Source organism: Clostridium mediterraneense (assembly GCF_900091705.1).
Lineage (GTDB): Bacteria > Bacillota > Clostridia > Clostridiales > Clostridiaceae > Sarcina > Sarcina mediterraneense.
Genome location: NZ_LT594785.1, coordinates 793,671 through 813,896, shown reverse-complemented (window position 1 = coordinate 813,896; position 20,226 = coordinate 793,671). Strand labels below are relative to the sequence as shown.

At 30.7% G+C, this 20,226-nt stretch carries 13 protein-coding genes, 21 tRNA genes, 1 pseudogene and 2 riboswitches; of the genes and pseudogenes, 2 read left to right on the top strand and 33 right to left on the bottom strand.

What is annotated here, in order from left to right:
• Window positions 1–65: 65 nt before the first annotated feature.
• From BN8917_RS05975 to recD2, 8 genes are all read right to left on the bottom strand, one after another.
• Entirely contained in the window at window positions 66–665 is a 600-nt protein-coding gene (locus BN8917_RS05975) for an ECF transporter S component (RefSeq protein ID WP_066871866.1), read from the bottom strand.
• A 141-nt stretch (window positions 666–806) separates the two neighbouring features.
• Window positions 807–926, bottom strand: a riboswitch (FMN riboswitch).
• A gap of 125 nt (window positions 927–1,051) precedes the next feature.
• Window positions 1,052–3,208, bottom strand: a complete 2,157-nt coding sequence (locus tag BN8917_RS05970; protein WP_066871863.1) for a Tex family protein — start codon at window positions 3,206–3,208, stop codon at window positions 1,052–1,054.
• A gap of 58 nt (window positions 3,209–3,266) precedes the next feature.
• Window positions 3,267–4,365 (bottom strand): peptide chain release factor 2 gene (prfB, locus tag BN8917_RS05965; protein ID WP_187117188.1). Its coding sequence is split into 2 segments (ribosomal slippage): window positions 3,267–4,286 and window positions 4,288–4,365, totalling 1,098 coding nucleotides; the frame shifts between segments, so codons are not numbered across the junction.
• A 144-nt stretch (window positions 4,366–4,509) separates the two neighbouring features.
• Entirely contained in the window at window positions 4,510–7,029 is a 2,520-nt protein-coding gene (gene secA / locus BN8917_RS05960; protein WP_066871857.1) for a preprotein translocase subunit SecA, read from the bottom strand.
• 280 nt (window positions 7,030–7,309) lie between these two features.
• Complete coding sequence (gene hpf, locus BN8917_RS05955; RefSeq protein ID WP_066871854.1) at window positions 7,310–7,846, bottom strand: ribosome hibernation-promoting factor, HPF/YfiA family; 537 nt, start codon at window positions 7,844–7,846, stop codon at window positions 7,310–7,312.
• Between the two features lie 483 nt (window positions 7,847–8,329).
• Complete coding sequence (locus BN8917_RS05950) at window positions 8,330–8,956, bottom strand: ComF family protein (protein WP_066871851.1); 627 nt, start codon at window positions 8,954–8,956, stop codon at window positions 8,330–8,332.
• Between the two features lie 20 nt (window positions 8,957–8,976).
• On the bottom strand, window positions 8,977–9,897 hold the full coding sequence (locus tag BN8917_RS05945) for a hypothetical protein (protein WP_066871848.1): 921 nt from the start codon (window positions 9,895–9,897) through the stop codon (window positions 8,977–8,979).
• A 12-nt stretch (window positions 9,898–9,909) separates the two neighbouring features.
• Window positions 9,910–12,168 carry an SF1B family DNA helicase RecD2 gene (gene recD2 / locus BN8917_RS05940; protein WP_066871845.1) on the bottom strand — a complete coding sequence of 753 codons (2,259 nt, stop codon included), beginning with the start codon at window positions 12,166–12,168 and terminating at the stop codon, window positions 9,910–9,912.
• 153 nt (window positions 12,169–12,321) lie between these two features.
• Between recD2 and nagA the strand changes: the two genes are divergently transcribed.
• A complete protein-coding gene (nagA, locus tag BN8917_RS05935; protein WP_066871842.1) occupies window positions 12,322–13,458 on the top strand; it encodes an N-acetylglucosamine-6-phosphate deacetylase in 1,137 nt (378 codons plus the stop codon).
• A 100-nt stretch (window positions 13,459–13,558) separates the two neighbouring features.
• Here the strand turns inward: nagA and metK are convergent, their stop codons facing one another.
• The 6 genes from metK to BN8917_RS05905 form a co-directional block, all read right to left on the bottom strand.
• On the bottom strand, window positions 13,559–14,734 hold the full coding sequence (gene metK / locus BN8917_RS05930; protein ID WP_066871839.1) for a methionine adenosyltransferase: 1,176 nt from the start codon (window positions 14,732–14,734) through the stop codon (window positions 13,559–13,561).
• 121 nt (window positions 14,735–14,855) lie between these two features.
• Window positions 14,856–14,960, bottom strand: a riboswitch (SAM riboswitch).
• A gap of 101 nt (window positions 14,961–15,061) precedes the next feature.
• A tRNA-Tyr gene (locus BN8917_RS05925) sits at window positions 15,062–15,147 on the bottom strand.
• 5 nt (window positions 15,148–15,152) lie between these two features.
• A tRNA-Thr gene (locus BN8917_RS05920) sits at window positions 15,153–15,228 on the bottom strand.
• A gap of 35 nt (window positions 15,229–15,263) precedes the next feature.
• A tRNA-Tyr gene (locus BN8917_RS05915) sits at window positions 15,264–15,349 on the bottom strand.
• A gap of 5 nt (window positions 15,350–15,354) precedes the next feature.
• A tRNA-Thr gene (locus tag BN8917_RS05910) sits at window positions 15,355–15,430 on the bottom strand.
• Window positions 15,431–15,586: 156 nt separating this feature from the next.
• Entirely contained in the window at window positions 15,587–16,231 is a 645-nt protein-coding gene (locus BN8917_RS05905; RefSeq protein ID WP_066871836.1) for a hypothetical protein, read from the bottom strand.
• Window positions 16,232–16,336: 105 nt separating this feature from the next.
• Between BN8917_RS05905 and yyaC the strand changes: the two genes are divergently transcribed.
• Window positions 16,337–16,867 carry a spore protease YyaC gene (gene yyaC, locus BN8917_RS05900; RefSeq protein ID WP_066871833.1) on the top strand — a complete coding sequence of 177 codons (531 nt, stop codon included), beginning with the start codon at window positions 16,337–16,339 and terminating at the stop codon, window positions 16,865–16,867.
• Window positions 16,868–16,902: 35 nt separating this feature from the next.
• Here the strand turns inward: yyaC and mreB are convergent.
• From mreB to BN8917_RS05805, 19 genes and pseudogenes are all read right to left on the bottom strand, one after another.
• Window positions 16,903–17,778: pseudogene (gene mreB, locus BN8917_RS05895) on the bottom strand (rod shape-determining protein MreB); the annotation flags it as partial.
• Window position 17,779: 1 nt separating this feature from the next.
• Window positions 17,780–17,865: transfer RNA gene (locus BN8917_RS05890), tRNA-Tyr, on the bottom strand.
• Between the two features lie 5 nt (window positions 17,866–17,870).
• A tRNA-Thr gene (locus BN8917_RS05885) sits at window positions 17,871–17,946 on the bottom strand.
• A 21-nt stretch (window positions 17,947–17,967) separates the two neighbouring features.
• Window positions 17,968–18,043: transfer RNA gene (locus tag BN8917_RS05880), tRNA-Val, on the bottom strand.
• 13 nt (window positions 18,044–18,056) lie between these two features.
• A tRNA-Tyr gene (locus tag BN8917_RS05875) sits at window positions 18,057–18,142 on the bottom strand.
• Between the two features lie 5 nt (window positions 18,143–18,147).
• A tRNA-Thr gene (locus tag BN8917_RS05870) sits at window positions 18,148–18,223 on the bottom strand.
• 21 nt (window positions 18,224–18,244) lie between these two features.
• Window positions 18,245–18,320, bottom strand: a tRNA-Val gene (locus BN8917_RS05865).
• A 13-nt stretch (window positions 18,321–18,333) separates the two neighbouring features.
• Window positions 18,334–18,419: transfer RNA gene (locus tag BN8917_RS05860), tRNA-Tyr, on the bottom strand.
• Window positions 18,420–18,424: 5 nt separating this feature from the next.
• Window positions 18,425–18,500 (bottom strand) — tRNA-Thr (locus BN8917_RS05855).
• 21 nt (window positions 18,501–18,521) lie between these two features.
• Window positions 18,522–18,597 (bottom strand) — tRNA-Val (locus tag BN8917_RS05850).
• Between the two features lie 13 nt (window positions 18,598–18,610).
• Window positions 18,611–18,696, bottom strand: a tRNA-Tyr gene (locus tag BN8917_RS05845).
• Between the two features lie 5 nt (window positions 18,697–18,701).
• Window positions 18,702–18,777 (bottom strand) — tRNA-Thr (locus BN8917_RS05840).
• Window positions 18,778–18,798: 21 nt separating this feature from the next.
• A tRNA-Val gene (locus BN8917_RS05835) sits at window positions 18,799–18,874 on the bottom strand.
• A gap of 13 nt (window positions 18,875–18,887) precedes the next feature.
• A tRNA-Tyr gene (locus BN8917_RS05830) sits at window positions 18,888–18,973 on the bottom strand.
• A 5-nt stretch (window positions 18,974–18,978) separates the two neighbouring features.
• Window positions 18,979–19,054: transfer RNA gene (locus tag BN8917_RS05825), tRNA-Thr, on the bottom strand.
• Window positions 19,055–19,075: 21 nt separating this feature from the next.
• Window positions 19,076–19,151, bottom strand: a tRNA-Val gene (locus BN8917_RS05820).
• A 13-nt stretch (window positions 19,152–19,164) separates the two neighbouring features.
• Window positions 19,165–19,250, bottom strand: a tRNA-Tyr gene (locus tag BN8917_RS05815).
• Window positions 19,251–19,255: 5 nt separating this feature from the next.
• Window positions 19,256–19,331 (bottom strand) — tRNA-Thr (locus tag BN8917_RS05810).
• Between the two features lie 156 nt (window positions 19,332–19,487).
• The gene (locus BN8917_RS05805) at window positions 19,488–20,132 is read right to left on the bottom strand and encodes a hypothetical protein (protein ID WP_066871836.1); all 645 of its coding nucleotides are present in this window, start codon (window positions 20,130–20,132) and stop codon (window positions 19,488–19,490) included.
• Window positions 20,133–20,226 lie beyond the last annotated feature (94 nt).

Here is a 20,226-nt window from a genome sequence, read left to right as displayed (position 1 = left end):
CTTTTGTTTTTTCACTAAATTATCTTTTTTGTTTTATCTTTACTATTATTAACATTTTCTACTTTTTAATCTTTTAGTGTATATATATTTTTTCTATTTGTACTATTCTCCATAGGGGCTACTTTAAACATTGTAGTTGCTAATTTCTTATATAAAATATAAGTTACAACTGAATCTAACACAGCTTTAATAATATTAACAGGTATTATCCCTACTATTATATAGCTTGTTAACTGAGTAGCTGTCATTTTCATTCCATATAGAGGTAATAATATAAAGATATTTGCTAGTATTCCCATAAGCACTATAGCTACTGTTCCTACCAACATTCCTACGATTGCTAATTTTTTAGTATTGCCTTTTTTATAAACAATTGCTGCTGGAACAACAAAAGCTATTCCTATAAGAAAGTTAGCAATTTCTCCTACTCCACCTGTGCTTGTTCCCATTAAAAGCATTTTTAGTACGTTTTTAAGTAACTCTATTACAACTCCTGCTACAGGTCCAAAAGCAAATGCTCCAATTAAAGCTGGTACATCACTTAAATCAATTTGTAACCATGGAAATGCAGGTACTATAGGTACTTCAAACATCATTAAGATAAAAGCTATAGCGCTAAGTATTCCTATCTTAATGTTAATACTAAGTTTTTTACTGGTATTCATTTTTTTATTCCTCCTAGAATTTCACTTCTAAGGCAACAGGTATTAATTTATACTCAACCTTCTATCTATAAAATAAAAAATAACCCCAGTACAGACTTGTACCAGGGCTAAAATATTCTAATAATAAGATTGAGTTATCTATTTTACCTTCTTTCATCCAGACTTTAACTGTCGGCTTTGGAATTTCACCAAATCATGCTAACACTGTAGCTCGTGGGCTTTACCACCGGTGGGGAATTACGCCCCGCCCTGAAGATATTTATTTTTTAATTAAATTATATCTCTACTTATTTAGAAATTCAATAGACTTTTTAGATATTGTAAAATTTTATAATTTTTTAAAATTTAAAAAGGAAGTTATTTTATATAAAATAACTTCCCTTTTATTAATTTTTCATAGTTAATGATATTCTTTTTCTCTTTAAATCTACTTCTAATATAGTAACTTCTATTACATCTCCAAGTGTTACTACATCTAAAGGATGTTTTATAAATCTATTTGCCATTTGACTCTTATGAACAAGTCCATCTTGATGAACTCCAATATCAACAAATGCACCAAAATCAGATACATTTCTTACTGTTCCCATAAGCTTCATTCCAGGTTTTAAATCTTTCATATCTATGACACCAGATTTAAATATAGGCTTTGGTAATTCCTCTCTTGGATCTCTTCCTGGTTTCTTAATTTCCTTTATTATATCATTTAGAGTAGGTTCTCCTATTTCAAGCTCTTTTGCTAAGTTTTTAATTCCTTTTTCTTTAACTCTTTCATCTATATCTATAAGCTTACCTTGCTTTAATTCATCTTTTGTATAATCAAGAATTTCTATAAGCTTTGTTGCATGTTTATATGATTCTGGGTGAACTGCTGTATTATCAAGATATTCTTTACTTTCAGCAACTCTTAAGAATCCTGCACATTGTTCATAGGCTTTTTGCCCAAGTCTTTTAACTTTTAAAAGCTCTTTTCTTGATTTAAATTTACCATTTTCTTCTCTATATTCAACTATATTTTTAGCAATAGTTGAATTAACTCCTGATATATAACTTAAAAGTGCTGGTGTTGCTGTATTAAGGTCTACTCCAACACTATTAACACAGTCCTCTACTATTCCTTTTAATGATTCATCAAGCTTTTTAGCAGTAACATCGTGTTGATATTGTCCTACACCTATTGCTTTTGGCTCTATTTTAACAAGCTCTGCAAGTGGATCTTGAAGTCTTCTTCCTATTGAAATAGCTCCTCTAACAGTTACATCTAAATCTGGATACTCTTCATTTGCTAGCTTAGATGCTGAATAAACTGAGGCACCAGCTTCAGAAACTATTACATAGAATATATCTTTACCTGATTCATCTTTTATTTCTTTTAACATTTCAGCTATAACTTCTTCTGATTCTCTTGAAGCTGTTCCATTACCAAGTGATATAAGCTCAACATTATGTTTATAAATAAGTTCCTTCATTTTTTTAACTGCATCTTTAACCATATTAGCTGAAGTAGTTGGATATACTGTTGTATTTTCAAGGAATTTTCCTGTATCATCAAGAACAGCTATTTTACATCCTGTTCTAAATCCAGGATCATATCCCATAACAACCTTTCCTTTAATAGGTGCTTGCATTAATAATGATTTTAAGTTCGCTTTAAATATATTTATAGCGCCCTCTTCACCTTTATCAGTAAGCTCAGCTCTTATTTCTCTTTCAACTGAAGGATAGATAAGTCTTTTTAATGAATCTTTTATAGATTCCTCTAAATATTTATCTGTTATATTATTTTTCTTAAGTAATCTATTCTTTAAGAAGTTTACTATCTTTTCTTCATCTACTGAAACACTAACAGATAATATTTTTTCTTTTTCACCTCTATTTATAGCAAGTATTCTATGAGATGGAAGAGTTCTTACAGCTTCACTATAATCATAGTACATTTCATAAGGAGTAGTTTCTTCACTCTTTCCTTTAGTTATAACAAGCCCTTCTCTTCTGATTAATTCTCTTATCCATTTTCTAAAATCAGCATTATCAGATATTACTTCACTTACAATATCCATAGCACCCTTTAAAGCATCTTCTATTGATTTTACTTCTTTTTCTTCATCAATATACTTGCTAGCTTCTTTTTCTAAGTCTCCTTTAAATTCTCCTAAAAGAATTAAATCTGCAAGTGGCTTAAGACCTCTTTCAACAGCCATAGTTGCTCTAGTTCTTTTCTTTTGCTTATAAGGTCTATATAAATCTTCAACTTCTGTAAGACTCATAGCATTTTCTATTTTCTTTTTAAGTTCTTCTGTAAGTTTACCTTGCTCTTCTATAAGTCTTATTACATCTTCTTTTCTATCTGATAGATTTCTAAGATAAGTAAGTCTTTCAAGAAAAGTTCTTAATACTTCATCTGTTAGTCCACCTGTTCTCTCTTTTCTATATCTAGCAATGAAAGGAACTGTATTACCTTCATCTAACATTTCTATAACACTTTCAACTTGATTTAAAGAAATACCAAGCTCTTTACTTAAAATAGCATTTATATTTTTCATTAACTTTATTCCACCTTCTCTTTATAAAACAAATCCTCAATTTATAAAACTCTAATATTTAGTTTGAACTTAGATAAGCAACCATGAAGTCATCTAAATCTCCATCCATTACAGCATTAATATTTGTATTTTCTACATTAGTTCTATGATCTTTAACCATTGTATATGGTTGGAAAACATAACTTCTTATTTGACTTCCCCAACCCATATCTTTTAATTCACCTGTAAGATCTTCAATCTTTTCTTTATGAGCTTTTTCCTTAAGTTCAATAAGCTTTGCCTTAAGCATTCCCATAGCAGTATCTTTGTTAGCAAACTGACTTCTTTCACTTTGACACTGAACAACTATTCCTGTTGGAATATGAGTTATTCTTATAGCTGATTCTGTTTTATTAACATGCTGTCCACCAGCTCCACTAGCTCTATATGTGTCTATTTTTAAATCTGCTGGATTTATCTCTATATCCTGATCCTTTGTAAGTTCTGGTAGAACTTCTAATGATGCAAATGATGTTTGTCTTTTACCATTAGCATTAAAAGGAGATATTCTAACAATTCTATGTATTCCTTTTTCAGCTTTTAAATAACCATATGCATATTCACCTTTAACACTTAGAGTTACACTTTTAACTCCAGCCTCATCTCCTGGTTGATAATCAAGCATTTCAACTGAATAACCTTTTTTCTCACACCATCTTGTATACATTCTAAGAAGCATAGATGTCCAATCGTTAGCATCTGCCCCACCAACTCCTGTATGTAGAGTTATAATAGCATTATTTCTGTCATACTCACCTGATAGCATTGTTTCTACTTTTAACTTTTCTACTGCCTTTTGAACAAATCTAATTTCAGAAATAATTTCATTTGCTGTATCTAAGTCGTCTTCATCCATTAATTCTTTTAAAACTTCTATATCTTCTATTTTACTTACTAATGAAGTAAAGCTTTCTATCTTATCTTTTAATCTTTTACTTTCCTGAGTAATTTCTTGAGCTTTATTTATATCATCCCAAAAATCTTTCTCTTGCATCTTAAATTCTAGCTCTTGATTTTGTTTTTCTAAGCTAGGGATGTCAAAGTGAATTCCCCATTTCATTTAAATTTGCTTTTAGCTCTGGAAGTTTACTTAACTTACTTTCAAGTTCTATATTCAAATTAACTCACCCTTTTCTGTATAAATTTCTTATATGATTTATTTATAGTATATCATTTAATATAAAAAACCAAAAATATCTTATCTATAAATATTAAAATAAGGGAGTGTTCTCATAATGAGACACCCCCTCTTAAAAAACTAATTATGCTTCTTTACCACAACAGTTCTTAAATTTCTTTCCACTTCCACATGGACATAAGTCATTTCTACCTGATAATTTAGTTGATCTTACAGGTGTATTTTTAGCTGGCTTGCTACTTCTTTCACCATGGATTTCTTGAGTTTTGCCAACTACATTTTCTCTTTGTATTGATTCTGATTGAATTCTAACATGATAAAGATATTTAACAGTATCTTTTTGAATACTTTCTATCATTTCTTCAAACATATCACTACCTTGTTGTTGATAAGCTCTTACAGGATCTTCTTGCTTATAAGCCATAAGTCCTATACCTTGTTTTAAATGATCCATATTATCTATATGATCCATCCATTTACTATCAACAGTCTTTAGAAGTATAACTCTTTCAATTTCTCTCATTTGTTCTGAGCCAATTACTTCTTCTTTTTGATTATATAAATTATGAGCCTCTTCTAAAAGAATTTGCTCTATTTCTTCTGTATCCTTTTTAGCAAGTTCTTCTGCTGTAAATTGTCCTGCTGGAAGATATATATCTTCTAAGTAGTTTAATAATGTATTTATTGATTCAACATAATTTTCATCTTCATCACTTAAGTGAAGAGCAACAGCTTCTTTAATTATGCTATCAATCATATTCATTATACTTTCCTTAAGATCTTCACCTTCTAAAACTTCTGTTCTTTGCTTATAAATGATTTCTCTTTGTTTATTAATAACATCATCATAGCCAAGTAAGCTCTTTCTTATATCAAAGTTATTACCTTCAACTTTCTTTTGAGCATTTTCAATAGTTCTAGTAACTACACCATTTTCAATAGCTTCATCTTCTCCTAGACCAATCTTATCAGCAATTGAAATAACTCTATCTGAACCAAACAGTCTCATTAAATCATCTTCTAATGATACATAGAATCTTGATTCCCCAACATCTCCTTGACGACCAGCACGCCCTCTTAACTGATTATCTATTCTTCTTGATTCATGTCTTTCTGTTCCTATGATCTTAAGACCACCAACTTCACGAACTCCTTCTCCAAGTCTGATATCAGTACCTCTACCAGCCATATTAGTAGCAATTGTTATGTTACCTAATTCTCCTGACTTAGAAATAATTTCAGCTTCTTGTTCATGATACTTAGCATTTAAGACTTTGTGAGGTATTCTTTTTTTCTTAAGTAAATCTGAAATTATTTCTGACTTTTCGATACTTGTTGTACCTACAAGTATTGGCTGACCAGTTTTATGTGATTCTATAATATCTTCTACTATAGCATTATATTTTCCTCTTTGAGTTTTAAATACTAAATCCTTTTTATCTTGTCTTGCTATTGGTCTATGTGTTGGAATAACAACAACATCAAGTCCATATATATCTCTAAACTCATTTTCTTCTGTTAAAGCTGTACCTGTCATACCTGATAATTTATCATACATTCTAAAGTAATTTTGGAATGTAATTGTAGCAAGTGTTTTTGATTCTCTCTTAACTTCAACACCTTCTTTAGCTTCAATAGCTTGGTGAAGACCATCTGAATATCTTCTACCTTCCATGAGTCTTCCTGTAAATTCATCAACTATGGCAATTTCTCCATCTTTAATCATATAATCTTTATCAAGCTTCATAAGATAGTTAGCTTTAAGAGCTTGAGTGATATAGTGTTGTAATTGCATATTTTCAGCATCCGCATAGTTATCTACATTAAATGCTTTTTCTGCTTCTTCAACCCCTTTATCAGTTAACATAACAGCATGACCTTTTTCATCAACTGTAAAATGTTCTTCCTTCTTAAGTCTCTTAACAAAGAAATCAGCTATTTTATAGAAATCAGTTGATTTATCACCTGCTCCTGAAATAATAAGAGGTGTTCTAGCTTCGTCAATAAGGATTGAGTCAACTTCATCGACTAAACAATAGTTTAGTTTTCTTTGAACTCTCTCTTCTTTGTATATAACCATATTATCTCTTAAGTAATCAAATCCAAACTCATTGTTTGTTCCATATGTTATGTCAGCATTATAAGCTTCTCTTCTTTGTTCATTTGTAAGTCCATGAACAATAACTCCTGTTGTAAGTCCTAAGTATTCATAAATATTTGCCATTATCTCTCTATCTCTTTGTGCAAGATAGTCATTAACTGTAATAACATGAACTCCTTTACCAGTTAAAGCATTTAAATAAGTAGGTAATGTAGCAACTAAAGTTTTACCTTCCCCTGTTTTCATTTCTGCAATTCTTCCTTGATGAAGAACTATACCGCCAATTAATTGTTCTCTATAATGCTTCATATTCATTTGTCTTTTTGCAGCTTCTCTTACAACTGCAAATGCTTCAATTAAAATATCATCTAAAGTTTCACCATTTTTAAGTCTATCTTTAAATTCTTGTGTTTTATTTTTCAATTCATCTTCAGATAATCTTTCCATATCTGGACCTAAGGCATCTATCTTGTCAACCATAGGAATTATATTCTTAACTTGTCTTTCGCTATAACTGCCAAAAATCTTATCAAAGAATCCCATATTCATTCTCCTTAATTCTCTCGTTTATTTATTCATTTATTATAACACTTATACTTAACTATTTTCAATAAAGTTACTTAATTAAGTATTTTTTAAACTTTTTGTATGTACTTTTTTATTTTTTTTAAATACTTATATAACAAAATCTACTTTAATCAATATTTAATAAAATTTCCCTATTTTAATAATAATATTCCTATTTATTAATATCTATTTTTAAAGTAAAATATCAAAATTAAGGAGCTATCTATTAGATAGCTCCTTAAATATATATCTTAAATTAAATTTCTTCTGGATCTATTAAACCGTAGTTTCCATCCTTTCTCTTATAAACAACTTTAATTTCGTTTGTTTCTCCATCTCTATAAACAAAGAAATTATGTCCTATAAGTTCCATTTGTAAAACTGCTTCCTCTTCATCCATAGGTTTTAAATCAAACTTCTTAACTTTTACTATCTTTTTATTATTAACTTCTTCATTTTCTTCATCAGGCATTTCTTCAACCTTTGAATACTTTAAAGAATTATACTCTCCTCTTTTTAACTTAGTTTTATATTTAACTATTTGTCTTTCTAACTTCTCTTCAACTAAATCCACTGATTTATACATATCATCAGTAACTTCCTCAGCTCTAATTGCTATTCCGTTAAATGGGATCAAGACTTCAACTATATGTCTATTTTTTTGAACGCTTAAAGTTACTTTCGCCTCTACATCGTCTATAAAGTATTTTTCTAATTTTGATACTTTCTTCTCAACTGATTCTTTAAGTGCCTCTGTTAATTTAATGTTTCTAGCATGTACTTTTACCTTCATATGCCCAGCCCCTTTCAAAAGACCATTTAATGATTCTTAAATATTTTATACCTTTATTTTACACTTCTTTAAATTCCTATACAAATCGAAAAAAAGCTACCTTCTACAAAATTTTGTTTTCTAATCAAAATTGCTATCTAATACTCCATCATATATATTCTTTAAGTATTTGACATGTAAACCTTTTAAGTGTAAAGTAAAAGTTAAGGGCTTTTTTTATTTTCCTATAAAAAACAAAAAAACCACCAGATTCTATATCTGATAGTTATAAATAAATGCTAGCTGACCTGGTCTTTGACCCCACACTCGCCTGCTGGAGCTTTCGCTACCCAGAATTACCCTCTCACTACTAACCCTCTCGATTTTCTCGGCAGGTCTTACTTCTAAGCCGCACCATGCTCATTAAAACTTTGTTTAACTTACGTGGATCGTTTTGCCTGCGACTGGCATCGACTTTCAACCACAGACCTAGCACATATATTATTATATACTACTTTTCACAACAGTCAATAGTATAATTTCTGATTTATACACTTTTTTTATTGTATTTTGACAAGATTCTAGTGTTGCTCCAGTAGTACTTAGGTCATCTATAAATAAAATCCTCTTATTATTTAAATCTAATTTAACTCCATCATTTACAATAAAAGCATTCTCTACATTTCTTTTTCTCTTACTTGAAGCAAGCTTTTTCTGTTCCTCTACATTTTCTTTCTTTTTAAGTAGATTTACAACTGGTTTATTAAGCTTATCTTTTAGACCTTTTGCTAAAAATAAGCAATGGTCAAAACCTCTTTGTTTTACAACCTTTTTTGTACTAGGAACAAAACTTATATAATCAAATTCTATTTTTTCCTTTTTTATTTTCTCCTCTAAAAGACTAATAAAAAATTCTCCACACTCAAAATTTTTTCTATACTTAAAATCAATTACTAAATTTCTCATTGCAGATGAATAATAAACAGCACTATAAAAACTTAGGTTTTCTATTTTTGATTCCCCATCTATTCGTGGAAGCTGCCTTGAACATTTAGGACAAATAAAATCTGAATCTATTTCACTTTTGCAAATAAGACATTTATCCTCTCTTGGATATATTAGTTCTAACATGCAATTAAATAAATACTTAATTATTTTTCATCCCCCCAAGCAATTTGATTATAAAGTCTTGCCTTACCTCTTGCCCTATCTATATTGATACTTTCTTTTTTACTAAGAAGTATTAACTCCTTTTTTTCTGTTAAAGTTGAATATCTTCCACATAAAAAAACTATCTCTTTATAGTAAAAAAACTTCTTACTGTCATTATATAAAATTACATTTGTATTTCTTATATTATCTATGATACCTTGAATATTACTATTAATAATTATTGTCTTTTTATTTTTATCAAGCTGGGTTAATAAATTATTTGTATTACCCTTAAAAAGAATTACATTCATATCTATAAATTCTTTCTTAAACTCAATAAACTTTCCATATATTCCCTGTTCTTTTTCTTTTTCTACATATATAAGTACATTTTCTCCATTATGATAAAACCATTCTAAATAACTATAAAATATAGATGGTATAGTTCTCCTAAGATCAAATCTACTTACTATAACTCTTGGTTCCTTAAAATGAGTTTCCTTAGTTTGTGTAGTTATAAATATATTAGCTGTATTCTCAAATACAATATCTATTGCAAATATAATAATATTTTTTGTATTCTTATAAATAGAGTTAGCAAGCTCTATAAGTGCTGAAATATTATAATTAGAATAAAAACTAATATCATCTATTATTACAAAATCATATACTTTTGTAATATTCATAAAACTATCAAACAATAAGGTATCACAAGCTAAATTACTATCTAATTTTGATTTTTTAAAGCTTAAATATAATATACTTTTATGCTTATTCTCTTCTATAAACATTTCTATTATTTCTTTAGATTTATAAGGTTCCATAATAACATTAATCAAGTTATTCCCTGAACCTAGAACATTTCTTATAGTTTTTAATCCTTTAAAAATATCGCATAAATAATAATCCTGCTTTATCACTTTAATCCCCCTCTACTCTTCGTTTTCCTCTATCTTCTTTCCATCTTCAAAAGCATCATTTTTTATTATTTCTTTTATTCTCCATTTAAGTGACGAATATCTTTCCATACTTCTAGTATTATCAACCATATACTTAAGAGCTTTAGGGAATCCTGCTATTACTACCATTTGTTTTGCTCTTGTTATACCTGTATATAAAAGATTTCTATTCATAAGGAATGGTGCTCCCATATAAACTGGAATTATAACTACTGGAAATTCACTTCCCTGACTTTTATGTATAGTAATAGCATATGCAAGTTCTAACTCATCAAGAAATACAAAATCATAAACAACTCTTCTTTCATCATCAAAAATAACAGTTAAAGTTTTATCTTCATTATTTATTGATTCTATAAATCCCATATCCCCATTAAAAACTCCCTCACCTTCATTATCACCAATTCCAGCTACTCTAGTCCATTTTAAGGTATAATTATTTTTAATTTGCATAACCTTATCACCTTCTCTAAAAGTGATGTCCCTAAACTCTCTTTCTGTTTTATAAGGTTTCTTCTCATTAAGAACTTCTTGAAGCTTTTGATTTAAATTCATAACTCCAAGATTCCCCTTTTTCATTGGAGCAAGTATTTGTATATCTTTATACTTATCCCAATTCTTATTAAACTTAGGAAGTCTAGTATTTATTAGATCAACAATAGTTTTTACCATCCTATCTTGACTTTCTTCTCTTACAAAGAAAAAGTCTTTTCCTTTTTCATTTAAAATAGGCATTTCACCTTTATTAATTTTATGGGCATTTACAACTATCATACTTTCTTTACCCTGTCTAAAAATTTCACCAAGTCTAACAACCTTAGTAAAATTACTTTCAATTAAATCACTAAGAACATTCCCTGCACCAACTGAAGGTAATTGATCTACGTCTCCAACTATTATAAGCCTAGTACCAACCTTTATAGCCTTTAAAAGATTATTCATAAGAGCTACATCAATCATAGAAGCCTCATCTATAATAACAACATCAGCATCTATTGGCTCTGTATCAGTTTTTTGGAACACTTTTTCTTCTTCATCATCTGATATTCCCATATCTAAAAGTCTATGTATAGTTTTCGCTTCTCTACCTGTTGATTCTGACATTCTCTTGGCTGCTCTACCAGTAGGTGCTCCTAAAACTACCTTCATAGAACACTTTTCAAAAATATCAATTATAGCCTTAATTATAGTAGTCTTACCTGTTCCAGGCCCTCCAGTTATAATTTCTATCCCATTTTGGAAAGCTCCTAGGATAGCCTCTTTTTGTGAAACTGCAAAATTTATCTTATTCTCACTCTCAAACTTTGTAATTAAATCCTCTATATCTACATTTATATTTTGAAAATTACCTATAGCTAAAGTTAAGATTCTATTAGTTATACCAAGCTCACTATAATAATATGGTATAGTAAATACCCCTTCATGATTTTCTAACATTTCAAGTCGTATTCTATTATCAAGACTAGCATTTATAATATTTTGCTCAACTATTTTTCTATCAACACCAAGAACTTCTGAAGCCTCTTTAACTAATTCATCCTTAGGCATATATGTATTTCCAGCAGCACAAAAATTATTTATTATATATTTTAATCCACTTTGAACTCTAAAATCTGAATCTTCTTCTATACCTAATGATTTTGCTATTCTATCAGCAGTTTTAAACCCTATCCCACTTATCTCATCAGATAATGTATAAGGATTCTCCTTAACAACATCTACAGACATAGCTCCATATTTTTTATAAATTTTTAAGCATTGATTTATACTAAGTCCATGCTCTTGTAGAAATATAGAAATATTTTTTAATTCTTTCTGCTCATTATAAGAATCTATGATTATTTCAAGCTTTTTTTTACCTATCCCTTCAATCTCTTTTAACTTATTTATATCATTATCTAATATTTCTAAAGTTTTATCTCCAAACTTAGATACTATTTTTTTTGCAGTTACAGGACCTATTCCATGTATAACTCCTGAAGATAGGTATCTTTCAATCCCTTCAGCTGATGTAGGTAAAATTTCTTCAAATTCTTCTATTTTAAATTGTCTTCCAAATTGAGGATGTGAACCCCACTGACCTCTAATTTTTAAATTCTGACCTTCTTTCAACTGAGGGACCGCTCCAACCGCAGTATGCACTTCATTATTTTGCCTAAACTTTATGACTGTATATCCTGTATCTTCACTTTTAAATACAATACTTTCTACAATACCATTTAATTCGTCCATTTTTAGCTCCTAATAATAATTTTTATTATTATGATTATAACATATTTAATAATTTTAAATCATTTTTATAAATATTAATAAATTGACTAAATTAGTTAAGATGGATTAATATATAAATATAAATATATTTATATAGAATTAGGAGGTTTTTCTATGTTAATTAAAAATTGTAATATCATATATTTAGATAGAATTGAAAATGGCTCTGTTTTAATTGAAAATGGAAAAATAAAAGAAATCAATCCAGCTAACCCTACAGATGATAATGTTATAGATGCAAATGAACTTTATCTTTCACCAGGATTTATAGATGTTCACATCCATGGAGCTGGTGGACATGATACTATGGACGGAACATTTGAAGCAATAAATGAAATTGCTAAAGTTATCGTAAAAAGAGGGACAACTTCATTTACACCAACAACAATGACTGTCGCAGCTGATGATATAAGAAAATCAATGAAAGTTATAAAAGAAGCTAAATTAAACGGAACAGACGGAGCTAATGTACTTGGTGCCCACCTTGAAGGACCATTTATAAACAGTAATGCTATAGGGGCTCAAAACCCAAATTTCTTAATACCTCCATCAATAGAAAACTTCAATAAAATAGTAGGTGATTGCGAAGACGCCGTTACTTCAATAACTCTTGCTCCAGAAGTAGATGGTGCTAAAGAACTTACAAAATATCTATCCTCTAAAGGAATAGTAGTATCAATAGGACATACAAAGGCTAATTATGAACAAGCAATGGAAGGTATTAAATGTGGATGTTCACATGCAACTCACTTATTTAATGCAATGACTCCTCTAGCACATAGAGAACCTGGTGTTGTAGGTGCTGTTCTTGATTCAGATATAACGACAGAAACTATTTCAGATGGAATACACATAGCTTATCCTAGTCTTAGAATTGCTTATAAGGCAAAAGGTACAGATAAAGTATTATTAGTAACTGATGCTATGATGGCTTGTTGTATGCCTGATGGAAAATATAGCCTTGGTGGTCAAGATGTTATAGTTGAAAATGGAGCTGCTAGACTTTTAAATGGAGCTCTTGCTGGTTCAGTCTTAACTCTTGATAATGCTGTAAGAAATGTATATAAAAATTCAGAATACCCACTATATGAAGTAGTTAAAATGGCTTCATACAATGGAGCTAAGTTCTGTAAAGTTGATGATAGAAAAGGTCAAATCAAAGAAGGATTTGATGCTGACCTATTATTATTCGACGAAGATATAAACATAAAATCAGTTTTTGTAAACGGAAAAATAGTTCACCAAAACTAATAAAAAATGCACGATTTAATAATTTAAATCGTGCATTTCTATTTTAAAATTATATTTAAGTTTTAGTTGATATAAAATTTATTTTAATAAATCTTTTATACTAAAGATGCTTCTTTATTTCTTCAACCTTACTTAAGTTTTCCCATGGAAGTTCTACGTCTGTTCTTCCAAAGTGACCGTATGCAGCTGTTTGCTTGTATATTGGTCTTCTTAAGTTTAATTCATTTATGATAGCACCTGGTCTTAAGTCAAATACCTTTTCAACTATTTCTACTATCTTTTCTTCTGATATTTTTCCTGTTCCGAAAGTATCAACAACTATTGAAACTGGTTTAGCAACACCTATAGCATATGCTAATTGGATTTCAGCCTTATCTGCAACTCCAGCTGCAACTAAATTCTTAGCTACCCATCTTGCTGCATAAGCTGCTGATCTATCAACCTTAGTTGAATCTTTTCCTGAGAAAGCTCCACCACCGTGTCTTCCATATCCACCGTATGTATCAACGATGATCTTTCTTCCTGTAAGACCTGCATCTCCTTGAGGTCCTCCAATAACGAATCTTCCTGTTGGGTTGATGAAGTATCTTGTTGAATCATCTAATAATTCAGCTGGCATTACTGCTTTAATTACATGTTCCATTAAATCTTCTCTGATTTGTTCTTGACTTACATCTTCTCCATGTTGTGTTGAGATAACTATTGTATCTATTCTTACTGGCTTATCATTTTCATATTCTACTGTTACTTGAGTCTTACCATCTGGTCTTAAGTATGGAAGTGTTCCATTTTTTCTAACTTCTGATAATCTTCTTGATAATCTGTGAGCCATAGCTATTGGTGCTGGCATAAATTCTGGTGTTTCATTTGTAGCGAAACCAAACATCATTCCTTGGTCTCCAGCTCCTACTGCTTCACTATCATCTTTTTGACCTTCTCTTGATTCAAGAGCTTCGTCAACTCCCATAGCAATATCTCTTGATTGTTCATCTATTGTTGTCATTACTGCACATGTATCACAGTCAAATCCAAACTTAGCTCTATCATATCCGATTTCTTTTATTGTTTTTCTAACAACCTTTGGAATATCAACATAACAATTTGTTGTAATTTCTCCCATAACCATAACTAATCCTGTTGTTACAGCTGTTTCACAAGCAACTCTAGCTTGTGGGTCTTTTTCTAATATAGCATCTAAAACCGCATCTGAAATTTGGTCACATATTTTATCTGGATGTCCTTCTGTTACTGATTCTGATGTAAATAATCTTCTCATTCTTATATCGTTATTTAAATAATAAATTTAAATAACTTCCTCCTCTCATTCATATATTTAAATTTACATAAAAAAATAAGTCTCTTCCTAAGAAGAGACTTGCCTTATAAGCTACTATCTCCTCTTATCTCGCAAAGATATACTTTGCAGGAATTGGCACCGTGGTCTTATATAACTGGTTGCCGGGTTTCATAGGGCCCTGTCCCTCCACCTCTCTGGATAAGAGTTCTATTTTTTTATCTAAACTTTTTTTCGTTACATTGTTTACAAAATGTTATCATTTAAAATTCTAAAAATAAACAGACACTATTTTTATAGTGTCTGTACTGGTGGTGGAAGAAGGATTCGAACCTTCGAAGTCATACGACGACAGATTTACAGTCTGTTCCCTTTGGCCACTCGGGAACTCCACCACATTTGGAGCTGATAATCGGACTTGAACCGATAACCTGCTGATTACAAATCAGCTGCTCTGCCAATTGAGCCATATCAGCATATACTCTGATGTTTATATATTTTAAAATTTAAATGGTGGTGGGAGAAGGATTCGAACCTTCGAAGTCATACGACGACAGATTTACAGTCTGTTCCCTTTGGCCACTCGGGAACCCCACCACATTTGGAGCTGATAATCGGACTTGAACCGATAACCTGCTGATTACAAATCAGCTGCTCTGCCAATTGAGCCATATCAGCATATTATTTTTTAATGTCTTTCAGAGAATCTCTCTGACTGACAAGGATTAGTATATAACTAACAGATACTTATTTCAAGTTAAAATTTCTCCATTTAAACAAATTAAATTTATATTTTTCTTATTTTCTTCTTATTTCTCTCTTTTAATTAATTTTTTATAAACTTTTCTCCTCTAATAAATCTATATTTATATATGGATCTAATATCCCTTTTATTTTATTATACTCTTCATTATTCAATCTTTTTGTTAATATTTCTAAAACATCTAATGCTGCTTCTTCTTCACCATTATTTTTTATAGTATTTATCATTCTAGCATAATCATACATAGATAATTTTTTTACCATCCTTGTTAAAGTTTTTCTATCTTCACTTGTCATCTTAGAAATTATTTTTTCTTTGTCTACCTTAAATATTACTTCTTTTGTTTCATTATCACTTTTATCAATTTGATATTCACTATCAATCTCTTTAATACTATTAATATCTTCTTCTAAAGCTTGCTCCTTAGTTATTGTATTTTTAAACTCAATATCATTATTTTCTTTTTTTATCTTCTCTCCACTATCATTTGATAAATTTTCTTCATTATGATTTTTTGATTCTAGATCACTAATAAAATTATCTAATTCTTTTTCATTAATTATTTTAGAACTATCAGCTAATTTTTCTTCTTTTTTAATTTCTTGATCACTTTTAACCATAATATATCCATCATCATTTCTACTCCCTTTTACCATAAATATAACTAAAATCATAGTTAATAATATAACTAAAATTGATAAATACTTCTTTTTCATATAATCACCTCTTTTACAATATTGACAATATATTCTAAATATATACTAATTCTAATTATAAAATCATTTTTATAATCATATAAATTTATGAAGGGAGGCGAGATTTTGAAGAAAGTAAAGACATACTATAAGGATACTTTATCCTATTTCGAAATTGCACATTTTCTTAAGGATTATATAAATAACTCAATATTTATATGTATAGGGACAGATAAGTGTATTGGTGATTGTCTTGGTCCATTAGTAGGAACTCTTTTAAAAGAAAAAAATTTCCCACTTCCTCTTTATGGAACTTTAGAAGAACCTATACATGCATTGAATATTGATACAGAATTAAAAAAAATTAATAATAATCATCCCAATTCTTTTATAATAGCAATTGATGCTTGTCTTGGTGATAATAAATCTATCGGTGAAATTCATGTTAGAAATGAACCATTAAAGCCAGGTAAAGGTGTTGGTAAAATCTTACCTTCTGTTGGTAATATTTCTATAATAGGTATTGTAGATTCTTCAAGCAAATCAGATCTCTTCTCTAATAGGGCTATTAGACTCAATTTAATAATGGATATTGCTAAAGTAATAAGTAATTCCATTTTAACTTCCTATATATTAAATAAAGAGATACAAAAATAATAAAAGCACTAGAAACAATCTAGTGCTTTTATTATCTATTTAATTAAATTTACCTCTTCTGCATCCATATTTATATTAAGCTTATCAAGTACATCAAGAATTTTTCCTGTTCCCTCTGCAACACAAGTTATTGCATCTTCAGCAACTCTAACTTCAACTCCTGTTTTTGACTCTAGGAATTTATCTAAGCCATATAATAATGCTCCTCCTCCTGTCATAAGTATTCCTTCTTCCATTATGTCAGCAGCAAGTTCTGGTGGTGTTCTTTCTAAAACTGAATGTAAGCTTTCAGCTATAAGTTTAACTGAATCTTCCACTGCTTCTCTTACATGTTCAGTTGAAATAACAGCCTCATCTGGTAAACCTGTTATCATATTTCTTCCCTTTATTGTGAGGCTTTCATCTCTAACGCCTTCCATAGCAGCTCCTACTTTTATTTTAAGTTCTTCTGCTGTTCTTTCACCTATCATTAATTTATAATTATTTCTTATGTATTTTATTATAGCATCATCAAAACTATCTCCTGCTATCTTAAGGGATGATCTAACAACTATTCCACCTAAAGATATAACTGCTATATCACAAGTTCCTCCACCAATATCAACTACCATATGTCCATTTGGTATTGATATATCTATTCCTGCACCTATAGCTGCTGCTAAAGGTTCCTCAACTAAATAAACACTTCTTGCTCCAGAATTTCTTGCTGCATCAATTACAGCTCTTTTTTCAACTTCTGTAGCTTGTGATGGTATACATATCATAACTTTTGGCGCAGCAACTTTACTTTTACCTATACCTTTTTTAATAAAATATTGTAACATTTTTTCTGTTACATCGTAATCTGATATAACACCATTTCTTAATGGACGTATTGCTACTATGTTACCTGGTGTTCTTCCTATCATTTGNTGGTGGTGGGAGAAGGATTCGAACCTTCGAAGTCATACGACGACAGATTTACAGTCTGTTCCCTTTGGCCACTCGGGAACCCCACCACATTTGGAGCTGATAATCGGACTTGAACCGATAACCTGCTGATTACAAATCAGCTGCTCTGCCAATTGAGCCATATCAGCATATTATTTTAAATTTTTAAATGGTGGTCGCAACAGGGCTCGAACCTGTGACCCCCTGCTTGTAAGGCAGGTGCTCTCCCAGCTGAGCTATGCGACCATACTGAGAAAAATGGTGGTGGGAGAAGGATTCGAACCTTCGAAGTCATACGACGACAGATTTACAGTCTGTTCCCTTTGGCCACTCGGGAACCCCACCACATTTGGAGCTGATAATCGGACTTGAACCGATAACCTGCTGATTACAAATCAGCTGCTCTGCCAATTGAGCCATATCAGCATATTATTTTAAATTTTTAAATGGTGGTCGCAACAGGGCTCGAACCTGTGACCCCCTGCTTGTAAGGCAGGTGCTCTCCCAGCTGAGCTATGCGACCATACTGAGAAAAATGGTGGTGGGAGAAGGATTCGAACCTTCGAAGTCATACGACGACAGATTTACAGTCTGTTCCCTTTGGCCACTCGGGAACCCCACCACATTTGGAGCTGATAATCGGACTTGAACCGATAACCTGCTGATTACAAATCAGCTGCTCTGCCAATTGAGCCATATCAGCATATTATTTTAAATTTTTAAATGGTGGTCGCAACAGGGCTCGAACCTGTGACCCCCTGCTTGTAAGGCAGGTGCTCTCCCAGCTGAGCTATGCGACCATACTGAGAAAAATGGTGGTGGGAGAAGGATTCGAACCTTCGAAGTCATACGACGACAGATTTACAGTCTGTTCCCTTTGGCCACTCGGGAACCCCACCACATTTGGAGCTGATAATCGGACTTGAACCGATAACCTGCTGATTACAAATCAGCTGCTCTGCCAATTGAGCCATATCAGCATATTATTTTAAATTTTTAAATGGTGGTCGCAACAGGGCTCGAACCTGTGACCCCCTGCTTGTAAGGCAGGTGCTCTCCCAGCTGAGCTATGCGACCATACTGAGAAAAATGGTGGTGGGAGAAGGATTCGAACCTTCGAAGTCATACGACGACAGATTTACAGTCTGTTCCCTTTGGCCACTCGGGAACCCCACCACATTTGGAGCTGATAATCGGACTTGAACCGATAACCTGCTGATTACAAATCAGCTGCTCTGCCAATTGAGCCATATCAGCATATTATTTTAAATTTTTAAATGGTGGTCGCAACAGGGCTCGAACCTGTGACCCCCTGCTTGTAAGGCAGGTGCTCTCCCAGCTGAGCTATGCGACCATACTGAGAAAAATGGTGGTGGGAGAAGGATTCGAACCTTCGAAGTCATACGACGACAGATTTACAGTCTGTTCCCTTTGGCCACTCGGGAACCCCACCACATTTGGAGCTGATAATCGGACTTGAACCGATAACCTGCTGATTACAAATCAGCTGCTCTGCCAATTGAGCCATATCAGCATATTATTTTTTAATGTCTTTCAGAGAATCTCTCTGACTGACAAGGATTAGTATATAACTAACAGATACTTATTTCAAGTTAAAATTTCTCCATTTAAACAAATTAAATTTATATTTTTCTTATTTTCTTCTTATTTCTCTCTTTTAATTAATTTTTTATAAACTTTTCTCCTCTAATAAATCTATATTTATATATGGATCTAATATCCCTTTTATTTTATTATACTCTTCATTATTCAATCTTTTTGTTAATATTTCTAAAACATCTAATGCTGCTTCTTCTTCACCATTATTTTTTATAGTATTTATCATTCTAGCATAATCATACATAGATAATTTTTTTACCATCCTTGTTAAAGTTTTTCTATCTTCACTTGTCATCTTAGAAATTATTTTTTCTTTGTCTACCTTAAATATTACTTCTTTTGTTTCATTATCACTTTTATCAATTTGATATTCACTATCAATCTCTTTAATACTATTAATATCTTCTTCTAAAGCTTGCTCCTTAGTTATTGTATTTTTAAACTCAATATCATTATTTTCTTTTTTTATCTTCTCTCCACTATCATTTGATAAATTTTCTTCATTATGATTTTTTGATTCTAGATCACTAATAAAATTATCTAATTCTTTTTCATTAATTATTTTAGAACTATCAGCTAATTTTTCTTCTTTTTTAATTTCTTGATCACTTTTAACCATAATATATCCATCATCATTTCTACTCCCTTTTACCATAAATATAACTAAAATCATAGTTAATAATATAACTAAAATTGATAAATACTTCTTTTTCATATAATCACCTCTTTTACAATATTGACAATATATTCTAAATATATACTAATTCTAATTATAAAATCATTTTTATAATCATATAAATTTATGAAGG